The organism is Pseudonocardia sp. GCM10023141 (genome assembly GCF_042653605.1).
Window position 1 is genome coordinate 1 of sequence record NZ_JBHSIR010000056.1, and the last position, 17,602, is coordinate 17,602.

14 protein-coding genes and 3 pseudogenes are annotated in these 17,602 nt (G+C 68.4%); 10 read left to right on the top strand and 7 right to left on the bottom strand.

Annotation, left to right across the window (positions count from 1 at the left end):
• Positions 1–178: 178 nt before the first annotated feature.
• Both ACFPFQ_RS31825 and ACFPFQ_RS31830 read right to left on the bottom strand, forming a co-directional pair.
• Positions 179–472: a MerR family transcriptional regulator gene (locus tag ACFPFQ_RS31825; RefSeq protein ID WP_379625516.1), complete on the bottom strand. Its 294-nt coding sequence runs from the start codon at positions 470–472 to the stop codon at positions 179–181.
• Between the two features lie 447 nt (positions 473–919).
• Complete coding sequence (locus ACFPFQ_RS31830) at positions 920–1,360, bottom strand: Hsp20/alpha crystallin family protein (RefSeq protein WP_379625944.1); 441 nt, start codon at positions 1,358–1,360, stop codon at positions 920–922.
• Between the two features lie 623 nt (positions 1,361–1,983).
• Between ACFPFQ_RS31830 and ACFPFQ_RS31835 the strand changes: the two genes are divergently transcribed.
• The gene (locus tag ACFPFQ_RS31835; protein WP_379625518.1) at positions 1,984–2,697 is read left to right on the top strand and encodes a GAF and ANTAR domain-containing protein; all 714 of its coding nucleotides are present in this window, start codon (positions 1,984–1,986) and stop codon (positions 2,695–2,697) included.
• 235 nt (positions 2,698–2,932) lie between these two features.
• Positions 2,933–3,493: pseudogene (locus ACFPFQ_RS31840) on the top strand (amidase family protein); the annotation flags it as partial.
• Positions 3,494–3,898: 405 nt separating this feature from the next.
• Here ACFPFQ_RS31840 and ACFPFQ_RS31845 read toward each other — a convergent pair.
• A complete protein-coding gene (locus ACFPFQ_RS31845; RefSeq protein ID WP_379625520.1) occupies positions 3,899–4,744 on the bottom strand; it encodes a DUF1206 domain-containing protein in 846 nt (281 codons plus the stop codon).
• A gap of 150 nt (positions 4,745–4,894) precedes the next feature.
• Complete coding sequence (locus ACFPFQ_RS31850) at positions 4,895–5,164, bottom strand: hypothetical protein (protein ID WP_379625522.1); 270 nt, start codon at positions 5,162–5,164, stop codon at positions 4,895–4,897.
• Between the two features lie 842 nt (positions 5,165–6,006).
• Here ACFPFQ_RS31850 and ACFPFQ_RS31855 point away from each other — a divergent pair.
• The 3 genes from ACFPFQ_RS31855 to ACFPFQ_RS31865 all read left to right on the top strand — a co-directional run bounded on the left by ACFPFQ_RS31855 (position 6,007) and on the right by ACFPFQ_RS31865 (position 8,374).
• Positions 6,007–6,327: a hypothetical protein gene (locus ACFPFQ_RS31855; RefSeq protein WP_379625524.1), complete on the top strand. Its 321-nt coding sequence runs from the start codon at positions 6,007–6,009 to the stop codon at positions 6,325–6,327.
• Positions 6,328–6,597: 270 nt separating this feature from the next.
• The gene (locus ACFPFQ_RS31860; RefSeq protein WP_379625526.1) at positions 6,598–7,653 is read left to right on the top strand and encodes an alpha/beta fold hydrolase; all 1,056 of its coding nucleotides are present in this window, start codon (positions 6,598–6,600) and stop codon (positions 7,651–7,653) included.
• Positions 7,654–8,056: 403 nt separating this feature from the next.
• Complete coding sequence (locus ACFPFQ_RS31865) at positions 8,057–8,374, top strand: hypothetical protein (protein WP_379625957.1); 318 nt, start codon at positions 8,057–8,059, stop codon at positions 8,372–8,374.
• Here ACFPFQ_RS31865 and ACFPFQ_RS31870 read toward each other — a convergent pair.
• Positions 8,311–8,961 (bottom strand): annotated as a pseudogene (locus tag ACFPFQ_RS31870) (helix-turn-helix domain-containing protein); the annotation flags it as partial. The gene ACFPFQ_RS31865 and the pseudogene ACFPFQ_RS31870 sit on opposite strands and share 64 nt — an antisense overlap.
• Positions 8,962–9,200: 239 nt before the next feature.
• Here ACFPFQ_RS31870 and ACFPFQ_RS31875 point away from each other — a divergent pair.
• The 5 genes and pseudogenes from ACFPFQ_RS31875 to ACFPFQ_RS31895 form a co-directional block, all read left to right on the top strand.
• Positions 9,201–9,974, top strand: a pseudogene (locus ACFPFQ_RS31875) (transposase family protein); the annotation flags it as partial.
• Between the two features lie 791 nt (positions 9,975–10,765).
• The gene (locus tag ACFPFQ_RS31880) at positions 10,766–11,185 is read left to right on the top strand and encodes a PEP-utilizing enzyme (RefSeq protein ID WP_379625528.1); all 420 of its coding nucleotides are present in this window, start codon (positions 10,766–10,768) and stop codon (positions 11,183–11,185) included.
• Positions 11,186–11,231: 46 nt separating this feature from the next.
• Positions 11,232–12,665 (top strand): hypothetical protein, encoded by a 1,434-nt coding sequence (locus ACFPFQ_RS31885; RefSeq protein WP_379625530.1) that lies wholly within the window; start codon positions 11,232–11,234, stop codon positions 12,663–12,665.
• A gap of 87 nt (positions 12,666–12,752) precedes the next feature.
• On the top strand, positions 12,753–13,373 hold the full coding sequence (locus ACFPFQ_RS31890) for a hypothetical protein (protein WP_379625532.1): 621 nt from the start codon (positions 12,753–12,755) through the stop codon (positions 13,371–13,373).
• A complete protein-coding gene (locus tag ACFPFQ_RS31895; RefSeq protein WP_379625534.1) occupies positions 13,370–15,892 on the top strand; it encodes a pyruvate, phosphate dikinase in 2,523 nt (840 codons plus the stop codon). The genes ACFPFQ_RS31890 and ACFPFQ_RS31895 overlap by 4 nt, the downstream gene beginning before the upstream one ends.
• Before the next feature lie 5 nt (positions 15,893–15,897).
• On the opposite strand, the gene ACFPFQ_RS31900 is transcribed toward ACFPFQ_RS31895, so the two are convergent.
• Together ACFPFQ_RS31900 and ACFPFQ_RS31905 are read right to left on the bottom strand one after the other, a co-directional pair.
• Entirely contained in the window at positions 15,898–16,635 is a 738-nt protein-coding gene (locus tag ACFPFQ_RS31900; protein WP_379625535.1) for a tyrosine-protein phosphatase, read from the bottom strand.
• Complete coding sequence (locus ACFPFQ_RS31905; protein WP_379625537.1) at positions 16,632–17,597, bottom strand: HAD family hydrolase; 966 nt, start codon at positions 17,595–17,597, stop codon at positions 16,632–16,634. The genes ACFPFQ_RS31900 and ACFPFQ_RS31905 overlap by 4 nt, the downstream gene beginning before the upstream one ends.
• Positions 17,598–17,602: the final 5 nt, after the last annotated feature.

Below are 17,602 nucleotides of genomic sequence, written 5' to 3' on the forward strand. Positions count from 1 at the left end.
TGATGGCCCCCGCCGATGACGACAGCGTCCACGGTCTCCGGCATGGCGGTGACGATGACAGACCTGCGCTGTCTCGGCCCGGTGGGCAGTCACCCCGCTACGCGTGCCGACCCGAATGGAGGTTCCACGTGCACGGAAATGCGCTCGAGATTCACTTTCGCGTCACGCTCGGGCGAGTTCAGGCCGATGCGTCGGGTGGTGACCCGCTGGGCGGCGCGCCGTCGGGATGTTCGAGTTCGGTGATGCGGTCACGAGCGGTGTCGAGTTCGTCTTGCAGGCCGACGATCCTCGCGGCGGCGTCGAGGGTCATCCCCTCGTCGAACAGCCGTCGCAGGCGAGTGGCGAGTTCGAGCTGGCGCCGTGAGTAGCGTCGATGACCGCCCCCCGAGCGGTGCGGTTTGATCAGCCCGGCAGCGTCGAGGCTGCGCAAGAACGCGGGCTGCACGCCCAGCAGCTCGGCGGCCTGGCCCATGGTGACCGCGGGATAGTCGTCGTCGTCAAGTTGCCCTACGCCCATCGGCGCCTCACTCTCGCTGCATGTTCGGGTGGCGTGGGTCGTTCCGCAACGGCGATGCGGGGCCCGGCCTGCACGGCCGAGCCCCGCGACTACAGGTCTACTGATGATCCAGCTGTTCGAGGGGTTTCCTGATGATCAGCCTCCGCGGGTCTTGACCCGTCGCCGTCCCGGTGGTGCCTCCACTCGATTTCTTGGCAGAAACTCTACAGTGAATACTGCAGATCATGTCAAGGATTGGACCCAAGGGACTAATGGTGCCTGTGGATCGATCGCGGAGGGCGTCGTATCCGGCGTTGTTGCCCTGCGTGTGGATGCGGCAACAGCAGTGCCCCGCCGGTGGGGTCTGCGGCGGGGCACTGCGCGACGGTGTCGGCGTGAGATGGTGTTGCGCGCCTGTCGGGGTCAGGCGTTGATCTCTCGCCGACCGTGGTCGGTGTTGGTGATGGCGATCTTGCGTGGCTTGGCCTTCTCGGCGATCGGGATCCGCAGCGTCAACACTCCGGCGTCGTAGCCGGCATTGATGTGCTCGGTGTCAAGGGTGTCGCCGAGGAACAGCTGCCGGGAGAACACGCCGAGCGGGCGCTCGGCGACCTGCATCTCCACCTGCTCGTCGGTGGCGACCGGTCGGCGCTCGGCCTTGATGGTGAGCACGTTGCGTTCGACGTCGAGTTCGATCGCCTCGGGGTCGACGCCGGGCAGATCGAAGCAGGCGACGAACTCATCGCCGGCGCGATAGGCGTCCATAGCCATCGCTGTCGGGTGGGACCAGGTTCCGGTGGTAGTGCCGAACATCTGCGCGGTGAGGCGGTCCAGCTCGCGGAACGGGTCGGTGCGCATCAGCATCGCAAAACTCCATTCATGATCGACGACAGGGGCGATGCGGTCGGAACCGACACGAAGGCTTGCAGGTCTCGGCTCCGATATGTGCAACGATAGATGTAGATTTTCTACGACGCAAGTGTAGAAGGTGTGTAAGTTGTGGCGCAGGACGGGCAGAGGAGGGTTCGATGGGATCGCATCGGGTGGTCGCGCGGTGGCGGTGGTCGGCTGCTGCGCGATGATGACGACGCGGGCCGGCGTATCGGGAGTGAGGTGGACCTCCCGATCGCGCAGGAGGTGGTCGGTCCGTCGGTGGTGATCCTGCGCCCGGTCGGGGACGTGGACATCCTCACCGCGCCGGTGCTGTGGCAGCGGTAAACTTGTTTCAGCCACTGTAGATAATATCCGGGGCGGAGGTTAGAATTCTCAGCGGAGGGCTGGCTCGTGTCACGGCCAGGACGAGTCCCTCCCTACGCGTGAGCAGGGCGGTACAGGGCGCAGGCGGGATGGTATCGAGAGGTTCGCTCGGACCGCGCGGCGAGATTGTCGACGGGGTCGGACGGCGGGCTGGTCTCGGGTGGTTGAGCGTGTGATTCCGGGGGTGAGCTGAGTTGAGGTCAGGTGTGTCGGGCTCGGGTGGCCTGCCGGTGAAGCTGCAGGAGTTACTGCTGGATGCGGGTCGGATAGAGGCGTTCCTGGCCGAGGTTGCAACGCTGGCCACCGAAGCGGTAGATCGTGCGCGGTCCTGCGGGGTAGCTGTCGTAGCATCGGCGCCCCGCCGGCTGTGGGCCGGCGCCAGCGACGAGTTCGCTCAGCGGATGCACGAGGTGCAGCTCGACGTCGATGACGGTCCGTGCCTGCAATGCCTGCGTACCGGAGTGCCCGTCCGAGCCGCCGCCATCGCCTCCGATCCGCGGTGGCCCACCTTCACCGCACTCGGCCGCGACGAAGGAGCAGGCTCGGCGCTGGTCGTGCCGGTCATTCTCGGGGGAGAGACGATCGGAGCGCTGAACCTCTACAGCGATGAACCCGACGCCTTCGACAACACCGACCATTCCCAGGCGCGGCAATTCGCCGATCACGCGGCGGGCACGGTCGCGCTGGCCATCCGGTTGACCGAGCGCGAGGACCGAGAACGGAACCTGCAGGTCGCGCTCGCATCGCGGGCGACGATCGACCAGGCGATCGGTGTACTGGTGGGGCAGCGCGGGATCAGCGCACAGGCAGCGTTCGATGTACTTCGGCACCAGTCGCAACGAACCAACACGAAGTTGCGCGATGTCGCCACCACGGTGATCGCCGCGATCAGCGGACACCCGACGACAGCTCGATCGGGCGCTGAAGACTCGATCCGGTACTGAAACACCGACACGATGATCGGGTCCGAACCTCGGATGTACCGCATGGCTGCTCGGCGGTGCCGAGCAGCCATGCGGACACCTCGACCTGAACCGCTCGCGTCGGTGCGTCTGGTCCGTTGCCGAGGCGAGACGCGTCAGTCGCGGTCGAACACCGACTTCACGGCGTCCTTGGCCTTCTCGCCGGCCTGCTTGAGGTTGCCTGCGGCCGCCGGCGTCGCGGCGGGCGGCGATCTCCGTGATTCGACGTCCCGGTCTCGGGTACAGCTACGACCACATCGGGCCGATGGCCCGCAGCGCGCAGGACTGCGCCGCGATGCTCGCGATCCTCGCCGGACACGACCCCCGTGACGCCTGCTCGGTCGATCTGCCGGTCGGCGACTACACGAGCGGCCTCACCGGATCGCTCGAGGGCGTCCGGATCGGCGTCGACGCGCTGCTCGACAAGTCCGCGTTGACGGTGCCCGAACTCGCGGGAGTACTCGACGCCGCCATCGCCGAGCTGCGGGCGGCCGGCGCGACCGTGGTCCCGGTCGAGCTGCCGCTCTACGCGGAGCTCACGACCACCACCATGATCGGGATGGCCGCCGAGTCCTACGCCCACCACCGGCCCGACCTGCAGGCGCGGTGGAACGACTACGGGGCCGGCACCCGGATGGCTGTCGTGGGCGGCGCGCTGGTCGCGGCCGGTGACTACGTGCAGGCCCAACGTGTGCGGCGGGTGGGCCAGCGCAAGGTCGCTGAGCTGTTCGCCGACGTCGATCTGATCGTCACCCCGACGAGCGCCTGCGGTGCGGCACCGCTGGACAAGCTGATGTTCGACGACATCATCGAGGCCCTCCACACGCCCCACTGGAACGCGCTGTCCGGTCCGTCGATCTCGGGCATCGTCAGCTACTACGCCACCATCGTGCTGGACGCGGGCGACCCCCAGTTCCACGACGGGCAGACCGCTCAGACCGACGTGCTGATCAAGTCGGTCGAGGGCGTGCTGCGGGTGCCGTCGAACGCCGTGCGGACTCAGGACGGCCGCAGCGTCGTCGACGTGCCGGGTCCGAACGACCGAGGTCGCGAAGCCGTTCGAGGCGGGGCTGGTCGGACGCGCCTTCACGAGATCAACACGGGGCTGGCAGAGGGTGACGAGGTACTGCTCCCGCAGGCGAAGGTCGGCGCGCCGGTGGGCGGACCACCTCGCGGAGGGCTGTCACACGCGGTGGTACCGCGCGTCGAAGAAGGAGAACACGCCGTAGGCGGCCAGACCGGCCCCCACCGCGATGAGCATGATCACGCCGTAGGGCTGCGCTGCCAGCGCCTTCAGCGCGGCGTCGAGACCGGATGCCTCCTCGGGGCGGAACCGGATCGCGGCGACCACGACGAACCCGCCGATGAGTCCGATCGAGGCGCCCTTGGCGATGGATCCGATCTGGCCCAGGCGCACGATGAGCCGGCGCGCGCCACGTTCGGAGGGGAGCGCCATGTCCTCGACGAACTTCTGTTGCCAGCCCCGGACGATCTTGACGATGCCGACCGTGAGGATTCCGATTCCGATCGCACCGACGATGAGCTGTCCACCCGGCAGCTGGAGGACGCCGGCCGTCGCCGCCGTCTTCCCGTCCTTGCCGCCGCCACCGGCCGCTGCGGTACCGGCCAACACCGCGAGCACCGTGAAGATCACCGCATTGACCGCGCTACCAGCACGTCGCCGGATGCTCTTGGCGCGGTCGCTGACATGGCGGAAGCCCCAGATCGCCTGCTGCAGCCGCCACAGCGCCGTCGAGGCGAACCCGACGACGAGCACCCACAGCAGGACCCGACCGAGCGGCTCTTGCGCCAGTGCCTGGAACGCACCGGACTGGTCGGCCTGCTCCCCGCTGTCACCCAGCGCGACCTGCAGCGCCAGCCAGGCGATGAGCAGATGCGTGATGCCGTAGGAGACGAGGCCGACCCGCGCCCCGATCTTGACGGGCTTGCTGGTGGCGACCTGTCGGGCGGATTCGGCAGTATCGGTCATCTTGCCTCCTGACGTGACTCCCGGACCGTCGCACGACATCTCTTACCTCGCAGCCGCTGCTGCTGCATCCGGCCCATCGGCACCTCGGGATGGCTGCCCTGATGGCTGCCCCGCTTGCCGGCGGGCCCCTCTGCGATTGACGACGCCTTCTACCGCGCGGCGCAGGACGACGACGTCAAGGTCGTGGCCTCACTGGTCCTTGAGCTGCGCGGCGATGTAGTCGCGGTGGCACTCGATGCCCGGCCAGGACACCTGCCGCAACGGGGTGTCGATCAACTCCGGGAGCCAGCCGGCCGCCAGGGAGCGCCAGTCCACCTCGGCCATCGGCGGCCCACCCGGCTCGATCCCCGCCGCGCGGGCCGGGGCGGTGTACTTGCGCAGCGTCTTGCGATCCACCCCGAGGCTGGTCGCGAGCTCGTTCTGCGACCGGCCCGCGTACCAGTGGGTCAAGATCTCCACGATACCGATCATGTCGAAGGTCCTCTCGCCAACGTCTGCTCCCACCTCGCTGCTCGGCAACGAGGACGGAGCCTGTGGTCATACGAGGACCAGACCCGGCACCGACACGCACGTCGTCCCCATGGGGAATTACGTGATCGCCGGGTGCGGAATTACGTGATCGTCAGCCTGCCAAACTGAGGAATTTCATGATCGCCGACGGTCGGTCTCCTCGCTGCTCGGCTCTGGGCTCCGCCGACCGAGTGATCAACTGAGTGACACCGACCCGGTACCGCGTGAACGTAGATGGACTCAGAGAGACGCTGATCTGCAGTGATTCCCTTCGGGGTCGCAGGTTCGAATCCTGTCGTCCCGACGGCGATGATGGGCGGTTCCTCTCGACGGGGAGCCGCCCATCATGTGTTTGACCAGCAGAAACGAGGGAGAAGATCTCGTCCATGGCCTTGGCGCCTTCCTCCAGCACGGGACGGATCTGCTGGCGGTGGACCTTCTCGGTGACCGCGGTGCCGCTGTGGCCGACGAGACGGAGATGTCCTCGATGCGGGCTCCGGAGGCCGAGAGCAGTGAGACAAAGCTGTGCCGCATCTTCCTGGGGTCCACTCGGTCGAGCGAACCCAGCGTGCACCGAGGCGATGCCGGCTGGTCGTAGCCCGGGTGCGGCAGCTTCTGCATCTTCAGCGAGCTCAACCTGTCGATGGCGACCGTAGGCGTCCCGGTGAACCGGCCAGCACGGCTACCGCGTGTGGCGGCCGTGGCATTCCGGCCCAGATGCTCGAGGTCGTTGTCCTGGTGCTTCTCAGTCGTGGACGTGGTGGTCGCCAGGATCGGGCGGGTGGAACGCCTTGGAGCTGGCCCCGCTGCACGCCGATCCGCGCCTGCGGGCGCAACTCAAACCGGAGGCGGTGTGGGAGGACGAGCACGGTCTGGCGGTGAGTGCGCTCGATCCCAGCGACGCGCCGGCTGTCCGCGACGCCTGGTACGCCACGGTGCTGGAGCTGTTCACACGCTCCGACGCGCTCCTCGCGCCGAGCACGCAGGTCTTCCCGTTCCCGGCGGACGTGCGCTGGCCCGGCGAGATCGACGGCCGCCCCCGTGGACAGCTACCCGCAGGCGAGCGCCGACTGCTCGGCCTGGCCGGCGCCTACGAGCAGGTCACCCGGTAGGTCTCCAGCGTGCGGCCGCCCACGATCAGGGCGGTTCACTGACCTGCGGCTGCAGTGGGCCGACGGCGCCACACAGCTGCTGCCCCGACGCGCCGCCGAGCGCTGAGCTCGTGGCCGACGTGGTCCGACGCTGTGGCGGGGTCCGACTGTTCACGCGCGCTCGTCGGGTCGACGCCGACGTGCGCACGTGATCAGGGCTCACAGCGTTGCGGCAAGGCGACCTCGTCTGAAATAGTTTCTCAGGAAATGAATCCCCAGGGAGGTCCTGCATTGAGCAAGTTCGTCGAGGACTACGAGGTCTTCGACCTCGGTGAGTTCGGACTCCAGAGCGGTGCGGTCATCCACGGGGGCAAGCTCGCCTACAAAACGTTCGGCACCCTCAACGCCGACCGCAGCAATGCAGTCGTGTACCCCTCCTGGTACTCGGGCTTCCACTGGGACAACGAGTGGCTGATCGGCGAGGGCATGGGGCTCGACCCGGCGAAGTACTTCGTGATCGTCCCGAACATGCTGGGCAACGGGCTGTCGAGCTCACCGTCGAACACTCCGCCGCCGTTCGACCGCGCCCGCTTCCCGCGCGTGACGTTCTACGATCAGGTCGAGGCCCAGCACCAGCTCGTCACATCGCTCGGGATCGAGACGCTCGCGCTGGTGTGCGGCTGGTCGATGGGGGCCGGGCAGACCTACCAGTGGTGCGTCAGCCACCCGGAGATGGTCCGGCGCGCGCTACCGTTCTGCGGGTCGTCGAAGACCTCGGAGCACAACTTCGTCTTTCTCGAGGGTGTGAAGGCGGCCTTGACCGCCGATGCCGCGTTCCAGGACGGCTGGTACGACACTCCACCGGTCAAGGGACTGCGCGCCGCGGCCCGCGTGTACGCGGGCTGGGGCTTCTCGCAGGCGTTCTTCTGGGACCGCGTGTACACGAGGATGGGTCACTCGCGCAGGCTGGGCCTTGACCTCGCCTTCCCCACTCTCGAGGACTACCTCATCTGGTTCTGGGAGGGCCACTTCCTCGACCCGCGCCGCGATGCCAACGACCTGTTGTCGATGCTGTGGACCTGGCAGATGGGCGATATCGGCAACACTCCGGGGTTCGGTGGCGACCACGTGAAGGCGTTGCAGTCGATCACCGCAAAGCTGATTGCGCTGCCGGCCGAGAAGGACCTCTACTTCCCGCCCGAGGACGAGCAGTGGGCCTCCCAATACATCCGGGACGGCGAGTGCCGGGTGATCCCCGGGGTGTGGGGACACTTCGCAGGTAGTGGCGACAGTGCCGTCGACCTGCAGTACATCGACGACGTCGTCAAGGAATTGCTGGCGAGCTGATCGCGCCCGCCGGTGGTGTTGGGTCGGAGGTCGACGAACCCAGCTCGCTCGTCCTCGTTCCGCGACGCGTCCGGGGCGGTCCGGCGCGAGATCGCCACGTCCATCGGACAGGCCGCGCAAGGCCGCCCCCGCAGGTCATCGGCAGAGACGTCGGAGCGGACCGCACCTGCGCTCCGCGCGCTCGACGATCTGCTCGAGGTCTTCGCGTGGGCGTGGTGCTGCGCAGCGAACGCGGTCTCCGCGGCGTGCGAGCCGAGGAGTGCGTCGTTGAGGCCACGGGCCCGGACCTGGCGGCCGTGCGAGGAGCGCGCGGGCCCGAGCCAGACGGGCCGAGCGCAGGTGGGACGCGGGGGACGCCGCCAAGGCCGAGCGCGCTCGACCAGGCACACCTGTGACGGCCGCCGTGACCGCACCCCCGCTGGTCCGCCACGTCGAGCACGTGATGGGGCTGCCGATCAGCGTCGCGCTGTGCGGGCGGCACGCCGGCGACGGTCGCGGGCGGGCGGCCTGGGCTGCGACGCTGGCCGTGCTCCGTGATGCCGACCGCATCGTCAGCACCCGCACCCTCGACCCCACCGCAGCGCCGTGGCGCATCGGCATCGAGGACCCCCACGACCCAAGCCGGCTCGCGGACCTGCTGTGGGCGCCGCAGCGTCCCCGGGTGTGGCGGCCGGTGAACTGCTTACCGTTGTCGGTCAACACCTCGGCCGGCACCCCGTAACGGCGCAGCGCCGCGGTGAACGCCTCGCAGACCGCCCGCCCCGACGGCACCACCAGGACCGCGGCGGCGACGGCGAACCGGGAGTGGTCGTCGATCCCGGTCAGCAGCTTGACGCAGCGGCCATCAGCCAGCGGGACCCCGCCGACGATGTCGAGCGGCCACAAATGCATCGGCTCGGCGCGTTCCCAGCGACGATAGACCCGCTTGTGCTCCTGGGCCTGCGCGACGACAAGCCCGTTGCGGACCAGGATCCGATGCACGCTCGCCCGTGACGGTGCCGCCACGCCCATCGAGGTCGCCGACGGCGCGAGCTCGTGACTGATCCGGCGGGCGCCCCACCTGGGATGGAGCCGACGCATCTCGCACACGAGCGCCTCGACCTCGGGCGCGGTCCTGGTCGGGCTCAGATGCGGCCGGTGTGACCTGTTCGCCAGCCCGGCCATGCCCTCGGCGCGAAGCCGGGACCGCCACATGTCCAGCGATTGCCGCGACGTGCCGTACCGGACAGCGACCTCACCGATCGGCGAACCACCGAGCACCTCACACACCGCCCGATAGCGGTACTCCACCAACGCCTGCTCGTCCACGACCGCCCGCTCGTACGCCCTACAAGATCACGACGCACAAGATCATGATCACCCGTCGGACGTCAAGCATCACTTGAGAACGAACGGTCAAGCATCACTTGAGTCCTTACATTGACAACCACTCGCGGCATGACCTGAATGGTTACGGGGCGGTGCGGCGTGGCGTTGTCACCGGAATGAGTGAAGCTCCTGGTAGACGGGCGATTGCCTAGATCAATCCGCCTGTCCAGGAGCTTCGGGTGCCTTCCTACCCCGCCGGATTCACCATGTCCCATCGCGCCCTTATCACGCTGTCCGACGCCCTACGCGCACACCGCGCCCAGCTCGGCACACGATGGCGACGCCTGTCCGCCGGCCGCCAGGCCCTGCTCGTGCTGGCGCACCTGCGCAAAGGCGAGACCTACGCCGACCTCGCCGCCGGGTTCGACATCGGCACGACCACGGTGTTCCGCTACATCCACGAAGCACTCGAGGTCCTGGCCGCGCTCGCTCCCTCGCTGCGTGACGCGATCGCCGTCGCGACGAGAAAGGCGTTCGTGATCATCGACGGGACTTTGCTGCGGATCGACAGAGTGGGGATGGACTCGGGTCGTGACCGGCCGTACTTCTCCGGCAAGCACAAGGCCCACGGGGTGAACCTGCAGGTCATCTCCGACCCGGCCGGGCGGCTGATCTGGGCCTCTCCCGCGTTGCCCGGCGCCCGCCACGACATGGGGGCGGCCCGCGAGCACGGCATCCTCGATGCGCTGACCGCGGCGGGGGTCCGGGTGGTCGCCGATAACGGCTACCCCGGTTCCGCGTTCGCCGTGCCCCAGCGACGACGAGCTGCTGACCCCGAGACCGGTGAGCGGCGGCGGCTGTCGCGCAACCAGAAGGCGCTGAACTCCGCTCACGCCCGGCAACGTGGGCCCGATGAGCGCGCCAACGCCCAGCTCAAGAGCTGGAAGATCCTCCGCAAGATCCGCTGCTGCCCGCACCGATCCACCGACCTGGTCAAGGCCGTCCTCGTCCTCACATCCACGCTGGTTGACCCAAGTGGAAAAGGCTCAGTGACGACGAGCCCGAACACCAGCGCCGACGCCGGCAACTCGCCGAAGAAGGCGACCAACCCCGCCGCCGACCCCCTGACTGCATGTCGAACGCGCTCGTCATGCTGAGCCCGATTAGCAGACCCGGCGGCGCGCTGGCACCCTGCCCGAGCCCCCTCCAGCGGGCCAGCATCGTGGTGGACAGGCTCTCCCGTATCCGATCGCGCCGCGTCTGACGGTCACCAGTTCAAGATCACCGAGCCCGACCGTGAACGTCCAGAACGTCGTCCAGAAGGCCATGCCGAAGCCCAGGGTGGCGCCGACGAGGAACTGGATGATGAGCGCCGAACTGCCTGAACCGCTGCACCGCGAACCGGCAGCGACGACCCGTGGTGATCCGGCGTGCGCCCGATACTCTGATAACGACCATCCCGGAAGGGACCTACCTGTTCACGCTCGCCAACCACACGGGCCCCCACGTCCGAAGACATCGCAGTCGCCGTCGCTCAGAGCGGCGTATACGGGTGATCGCCTGGTCAAGGGAACATCGGGCTGCTCGGGCCCCCGCGATTTCCCCGCGAGACCCTCCCTCTCGATGCCGCGAGGGCTATCTGACGAGGACAACGCTTACGGACAGTTTTGTCTGTCCGGTCCATCGGTCAGGGTGGGTGAGCCACGGCACTGTGATGTTCGCGACGCGGTGCTTCCGACGGTTCCGCGGTCCGCCGCCCTGGCAATCGGGTGACTGCGACTCACCAGTTCAAGGAGGAACGTCCATGGCTGAAGTGCTGGCCGAGGGGTACAACGTCTTCGACACGAGTAAGTCGCCGAGCGGGACGATCAAGTATCTGGAGTCCCCGGCGGACGTCATCGGCCTGATCCAGTCGGGCAAGCTGCAGGAGCACATCCTCCTCGTCCGCGGCGGCACCACGACGTTCCTGGCGCCTGCCTTGAGCATGGGCGCAATAGGGGTGATCACGATGTCGGGCGCCCCGGAGTCGCACCTGGGGATCCTCTCGCGGGAGTTCCAGACGCCTTGCGTCATGACGGCCCACCTGAGCAGCAGCGAGTCTCGCTACGTGGTCGGCAATACCGACGAGGCGCACTTCGTGGAGATCGCGAAGTCGCTCGACGGCCGCAAGGTCCGCCTCGACTGCACCGACCACGAGGTCGGCCGCATCGTCGCCGACGACTGAACACGATGCCCGCACTCGCCAGTAACCCGGACAGGAGTACACGTCAGTGACGACGACCGAGGGCAAGCGCGCGACCTACAAGCAGCGCTACGACGAGGCAGATGACGGCCTCCGCTTCCAGGAGCTCACCTACACGGGCAACTTCGTCGGTATGGAACCCGTCACGGACGGGATCAAGGGCGACAAGATGATGAAGGCCCGCGCGAAGAGCGGGGTGCTGGAGAAGGTCTCCAAGGACGACGTACTCAAGGACCAGTTCTCCATCGACGAGCTGAACGACCTCAACAACTACCTGGCCTGGAACATCTGGGACGTGCTCGTCATGCGTGCCACCGAGGGTGTCTCGGGCATGATCCCGCGCCAGGAGTACGAGATCCTGGCCTTCATGCACGAGTTCTATCGGTGGCCGGAGCTCCTGCGGATGACCACCGCCGAGGTCGGCGGCGCCCAGGGCGTCATGGACATCGGTGCCAGCGCGCGGCGCGAGATCGGCACCAAGATCAATTCAGTGCACGACTGGGCCATCGGGGCGGTCGGATTCGGGATGGGCCGTTGCGGCCTGCTGGCGCTGGAGACGATCGGCGCCGATGACTACATCCCGGAGTCGAACGAGATCCTCAAGTTCATGCAGCGGGTCCTGTGGGGCAAGCGGCAGGACGGGTACCTGCTCAACTCCCAGGACCGCTACCGCTGCCAGATCCACGAGCAGGACTTCCTCGATCAACTCGTGGCACAGGTCGAGCCGCTCGAGCACGGCAGCCCGAAGCACTCCGCGTTCACGCAGTTCAACGCTGCTGCGGAGCTGCTGTCGTTCCTCGATCACTACGACTGCCGGCTCGGACTCGGCGACACCGGGCCGTACGAGCTTCCCGATGGGAACATCCTCATCCTGCGTGACCTGTTCGTGAACGAGGAGGTCTTCCACTGGAGCGATGTCTGCGAGGACGCCAAGCTCCCGCACTGCTACAGCCTCGCGCTGGTGATCGACCCGGAGAAGATGGGCCTCAACGAGATCCGGGTCAACGACATCTCCACGACGTTCACGCGGCCGAAGAACTACATCGAGGCGATCGTGGGCGGGGCGGTGTTCGCCAGGGAGAAGTGGAACACCCCGATGGGTGAGGTCTACCCGATCAAGATCGACGACCTCGCCGAGCACCTGGGCCGCGTGCAGACGGCCACGCTGAAGCTGTACACGAAGACCTCGAAGATGTGCCGGCGGGACCTGATCTGGAACGGTCAGTACGTCTACTACATCGACATGATCCTCCCGCACCTGCGCAAGGCAGGTACGTACGAGAAGGCCTGCCGCGACTACGACCTGTGGGAGATCGACCAGCGGGTGTCGAACTACTACTACGACATCACCAAGCGGGGGTTCGCCCAGGAGACAGTGCCCAGCAAGATCTTCTCCGGGGCCGGGTACCTGCCATTCTCCGACAACGCCGATCTCCGCAACTCGAAGGGCCGGTGGCTCTGAGCCGCAGGTCGCAACTGGGTTGAACTCTCCGATCGGACTACCGGGCGGCGCGGCGTGCCGTGCCGCCCGGTCTCATGAAGGACGGCCATGACCGCGCCCGTGCTGGACAAGACCGATTACGACGTGCTCAACGTCGTCGCGCTGAAGAAGATGGCGACCGCGCAAGCCATCGCCGACGTCACCGGTGCTGATGCCGAGAGCGTCGGGGTCACGCTGGACCGGCTGGCCGCCTCCGGCCTGGTGATCGTGGCGGGCGGGTCCGCCCTGCCCACCGACGAGGCCGAACCGGCGCTGCGAGCGGCGGCCGAGCAGCATTACGGCGCCGTCCGTGCTGATGAGGGCATCGCCGTGCTCGTCGAGCGCTTCGAGACCGTCAACGCGCAACTGCTGGTCACGATGTCGGCGTGGCAACAGGTCGACGTCGGCGGTCGCAAGGTCGCCAACGACCATGCGGACACGGCGTACGACGACAAGATCATCGCCCGGATCGACAAGATGGTGGCCAGGCTCGGTCCGCTCCTGGATGCGCTCGCCGAGCACGATGTCCGGTTTGCTGAGTACCCGCGCCGGTTCGCCGCCGCGATCGAGGGAATCGACGGTGGGCAGCACGACCTGGTCTCTTCGCCGATGCTCGACTCGGTGCACACCATCTGGTTCGAGTTCCACGAGGATCTGCTGCGCACGCTCGGGTGGGAGCGGGTGGAATGACGGTGGCGACGGCTCGTGGGTTCACGCTCACCTTCGGTGCTGCCGATCCCGCTGATGTGGACTGGCTGGGTGGCAAGGGCGCCGGCCTGGCTCGGATGACCCAGCAGGGCCTGCGGGTGCCGCCCGGCTACGTCATCGGGACCCCGGCCTGCCGCACTTACCTGCGGGAGAAGGAGATTCCCAGCGGGCTGGCCGAGGAGGTGTTCGCCCGACTGGCCGACCTCGAGCAAACCACCGGGAAGGCCTTCGGTGGCGGGCCGGTGCCGTTGCTGCTGTCGGTTCGGTCGGGTGCACCGGTGTCGATGCCGGGGATGATGGACACGATCCTCAACCTGGGTCTGGACCGGGCCGCCGCCGTCGCACTGGCCGGTGCGACCGGCGACGCGCGGTTCGTGGCCGACCTGGTTGCCCGTTTCCACGCCATGTACGCCGAGACCGTGCTCGACGCTCCCGACCCGGGCGGCGCCGCGATCGACGCGCTGGTCGCGGCGGTCGCGCCGGACGAGGAGCCCGGCGCGGTGTACGACCGGATCTGGGCGGCCTGCGAGGTGGCGCTGGCCGCTGATGTCGGCGACTCGGTTCCCGATGAACCCCGCGCCCAACTGCTCGGAGCCATCGAGGCTGTCTTCCGTTCGTGGAACACCCGGCGCGCCCGTACCTACCGCGACCACCAGGGGATACCCCACGACCTCGGCACGGCCGTCGTCGTGCAGTCGATGGTGTTCGGGAACCTGTCGGCCGACTCCGGCTCGGGTGTGGTGTTCACCCGTGACCCGGTGACGGGGGAGCCGGGCCTCTACGGCGAGTACCTCGCGCACAGCCAGGGGGAGGACGTGGTGGCGGGCACCCGGACCCCGGATCCGGTTGCCGTGGCACTCGCCCCTGCCGTCCTCGACGAGCTGCGGGCGACGTGCGCCGATCTCGAACGGTCGCACGGCGACGTACTGGACATCGAGTTCACGGTGGAGCGCTCTGCGCTGTACTTCCTGCAGGTGCGCAGTGCGAAGCGCACCCCGGAGGCGGCCGTCCGGATCGCCGCGGACTTCGTCGCCGCTGGAGCCCTGACCCCCGCGGCTGCGCTGGCGCGTGTCACGGCCGAGCAGATCCGCCAGGTTCAGCGTCCCGGGTTCGACGCGTCCGAGGTCGAACAGGCTCGCGCCGGAGACCGATTGCTGACCACTGGGATCGGAGCGTGCCCCGGTCAGGTCAGCGGGAAGCTGGTGCTCGACCCGGACCGCGCGAAGGCTGCCGCGGATGTGGGCGAACCCGTTGTGCTGGCCCGTCCGGTCACTAGCCCCGCCGACCTGCACGGCATGATCGCCGCGCAGGGCATCATCACCGCCACCGGCGGTTCGACGAGCCACGCGGCGGTGGTCGCCAGGGCGCTGGGGACCGCGTGCGTGGTCGGGGCGTCGGAGATCGTGGTCGACGAGGCCGCTCGCACGCTGACGGTCCGCGGACGCACCCTCCACGAAGGGGCCGATGTCGCGCTAGATGGCGCGTCCGGCGAGCTGTTCACCGGCCGGTTCGCGACGTCGACCCCGGCGGCGGCGACCGGTGCGCTCGCAGCGCTACTGGGGATCGCCGCCGCCCGTAGCGGCTGCTCCGTGCTCGCCCGCGTAACCCTCGTTGGCGATGTCGCAACCGCCGTTGCTGCAGGTGTCGACGGGTTCGTCACCGCCGTCGACGACGTTCTGGCCGCAACCGGACATCTCGACGGTCTGGTCCAGAACCTGCTGGACAGCGGGGACGGCGCAGCATCGGATTTCCAGCAGATCGCGGCACTGGTGGCTGCAGAGTTCACCCCGCTGCTGGCTGCGGCAGGCGATGCCGAAATCGGCGTTCGGGCGATCGACCTCGTCGCCGACGAGGCCAGGGAGCTGTTGCAACAGACGGCTGTGACGACCCGGCACCCGGCACTGGCGGTTCCTCTCGGTCGGCCCGCGTTGGTCGCCGCACAGCTGCGCGGCCTGGCGCAGGCAGTTGCCGACTCCGGTGGACGGGCCCGGGTGCACCTCGCGGTCCGGCACGTCTCCGACGCTGCCGAGGCCAGTGAGCTGCGCAAGCTCAGCGCCGAGGCCGGAGGAACCGTGGGAGTCGGGACCTACCTGACAAGCCCGCGCGGCGCGCTCGGTGCGGCGGGCATCGCCGCCACCAGCGATGTCGTCTGGGTGGAGGTGCGGGCACTGCAGGCGGCGGTCTTCGGCCTCCCGGCCCGACAACTGCTCACAGCGGAGCCTCTCGACGGCTATCTCCGCCGCGGCATGCTGTCGTGCGACCCACGCACGACGATCGATCCGTCGGTGCACGACCTCCTCACCGCGGTGGCCCGGGCGCAGCGTCCGGGCTGTGAGGTCGGGATGCGGCTGTCGGGATCGGTGTCGCAGGACGCGGCGGCGCAGCTCTACGAGCTGGGGTTCCGCCGCTTCGCGGTCGACCTCGCCGAGACCCGTCCCCTGGTGCTGGCGCTGGGCAAGGCGGCATCCGCAACGCCGACGACGCCGACCCGAGCGGACTGATCGGGTCAGGCCGGAACGAGCAGGCCCGCGCGCAGCCGGCCGGTTTCGGCGTCACCGATACCGCGGGATCGGGCCCAGGCCGCCGCGCCGCCGTGCGTCTCACGCAGCCCGTGGAGGAAGCCGCGGATCGTGTACTCCCGCGCCTGGTAGACCTCCGGTGGCACGGCGGCCATGTGGTCGCGGTAGCGGGGCCAACCGCGGAATCGCTCCATGATGCGGGGCATGTTCGCCTCGCTGCGGACGTAGTCGGCGGTGATCTCGTCATCGTCGACGCCGAGGAGGCTCAGCAGGATCGCCGTGGCGAGGCCGGTGCGGTCCTTTCCTGCTGCGCAGTGCAGCAGGATCGGACGGCCGGCCATGGCACCGACGATCCGGACGACAGTCGATAGCGTCGACGACGGCGACGAGAGGTGCTCCAGGTAGAACGCCAGGCTCTGCTCCCCGGCAGGGAGATCGGAGATCGGCAGGTCACGCAGTGGGGCGTTGAGGTAGCTCACGGGCGTCTCGGCCATCGGGCCGCGGCCTTCGGTGACCGCCTCGGGCCCGATGCGCAGGTCGACGATCAGCTCGATCCCCAAACCGTCAACGAGGTGGGTGACGTCGTCGGGAGTGAGCACCTGCAGAGTGTCGGAGCGGAACAGAACGCCACCGCGGACCACGCGGTCGGGGCCTGCGCGCAGCCCACCGAGATCCCGGAAGTTGAAGGCCCCAGCCAGCTGGTGGGGCCTGCTGGCGCTGGTCACGGCCGCCGACAGGTCCGACGCACGGCCGCCAGCAACTCGGCATCCACCGCCGGTGCCCCGTGCCGAGGCGGACTACCGACATCCGATGCCGCTGTGACCTCATTGGTGCGCGGGGCATTGCTGGACCTGGTGACCGGTCGGGGGCGCCCGGCGGCCGTTCGTCTGCGCTGGCGACGGGCCGCGGCCGCGTCCTGCACCGCGCCGGTCGTCATACCGGGTTCGGCGACCGCCGGTATCGCGCACGCTCCAACCGGCGGCGCTGCCGCCGCATCGCCGAGCAGGTGGGCGAGGATCTCCTGCGGCCACAGCGCCACGAACTCCGCGCCGGCCTCGGTGAGCTGCTCGACAGTGTGCATGCCCCAGGCGACGCCGACGACGCGGATGCCGACCGCAAGCGCATCGCGCACGTCACCAGCGGTGTCGGTGACCAGCACGGTGCTCGCCGGATCGGGAACCCGTTGCCGTCCACCCTCGTCGTACTCGGCTGAGCAGCGCCTGCCGAAGCCGCTGCCGGTGTCGGCGAGGAATGCGCGGATCGCCGTCTGTTTGTTGGGTGTGACGTCGCCGCCGAAGACGTTGGCGAAGCAGAACGCGAGATCGCTGGTCACCAGCACGCGACGCAGCACCTGCATGGCGTTCGACGACATGACGGCCAGCGTCGCATCGCTTGCCAGCCTGCGCACCACATCGGCCATGCCGGGAACCAGCGGTGGGGTGTAGTCGCTGCGCAGCAACCGGAGGAACGCGTCCTTCACCTCGGCGGAGTGCTCCGCGTCGCGGCACAACCGCCCGATGGACTCGTAGATGTTGCCCCGGAACAGGTCGAAGTACTGCTCCGGCGCGTCAACACCTAGCCCGAACCGGCGATTGATCTTCTCGAAGACCTCCCACGACGCGATACGCGTCTGGACCAGCGTGCCGTCGAGGTCGAAAACGACCGCCCGGACCAGAGGTGTGCTCATCGCCC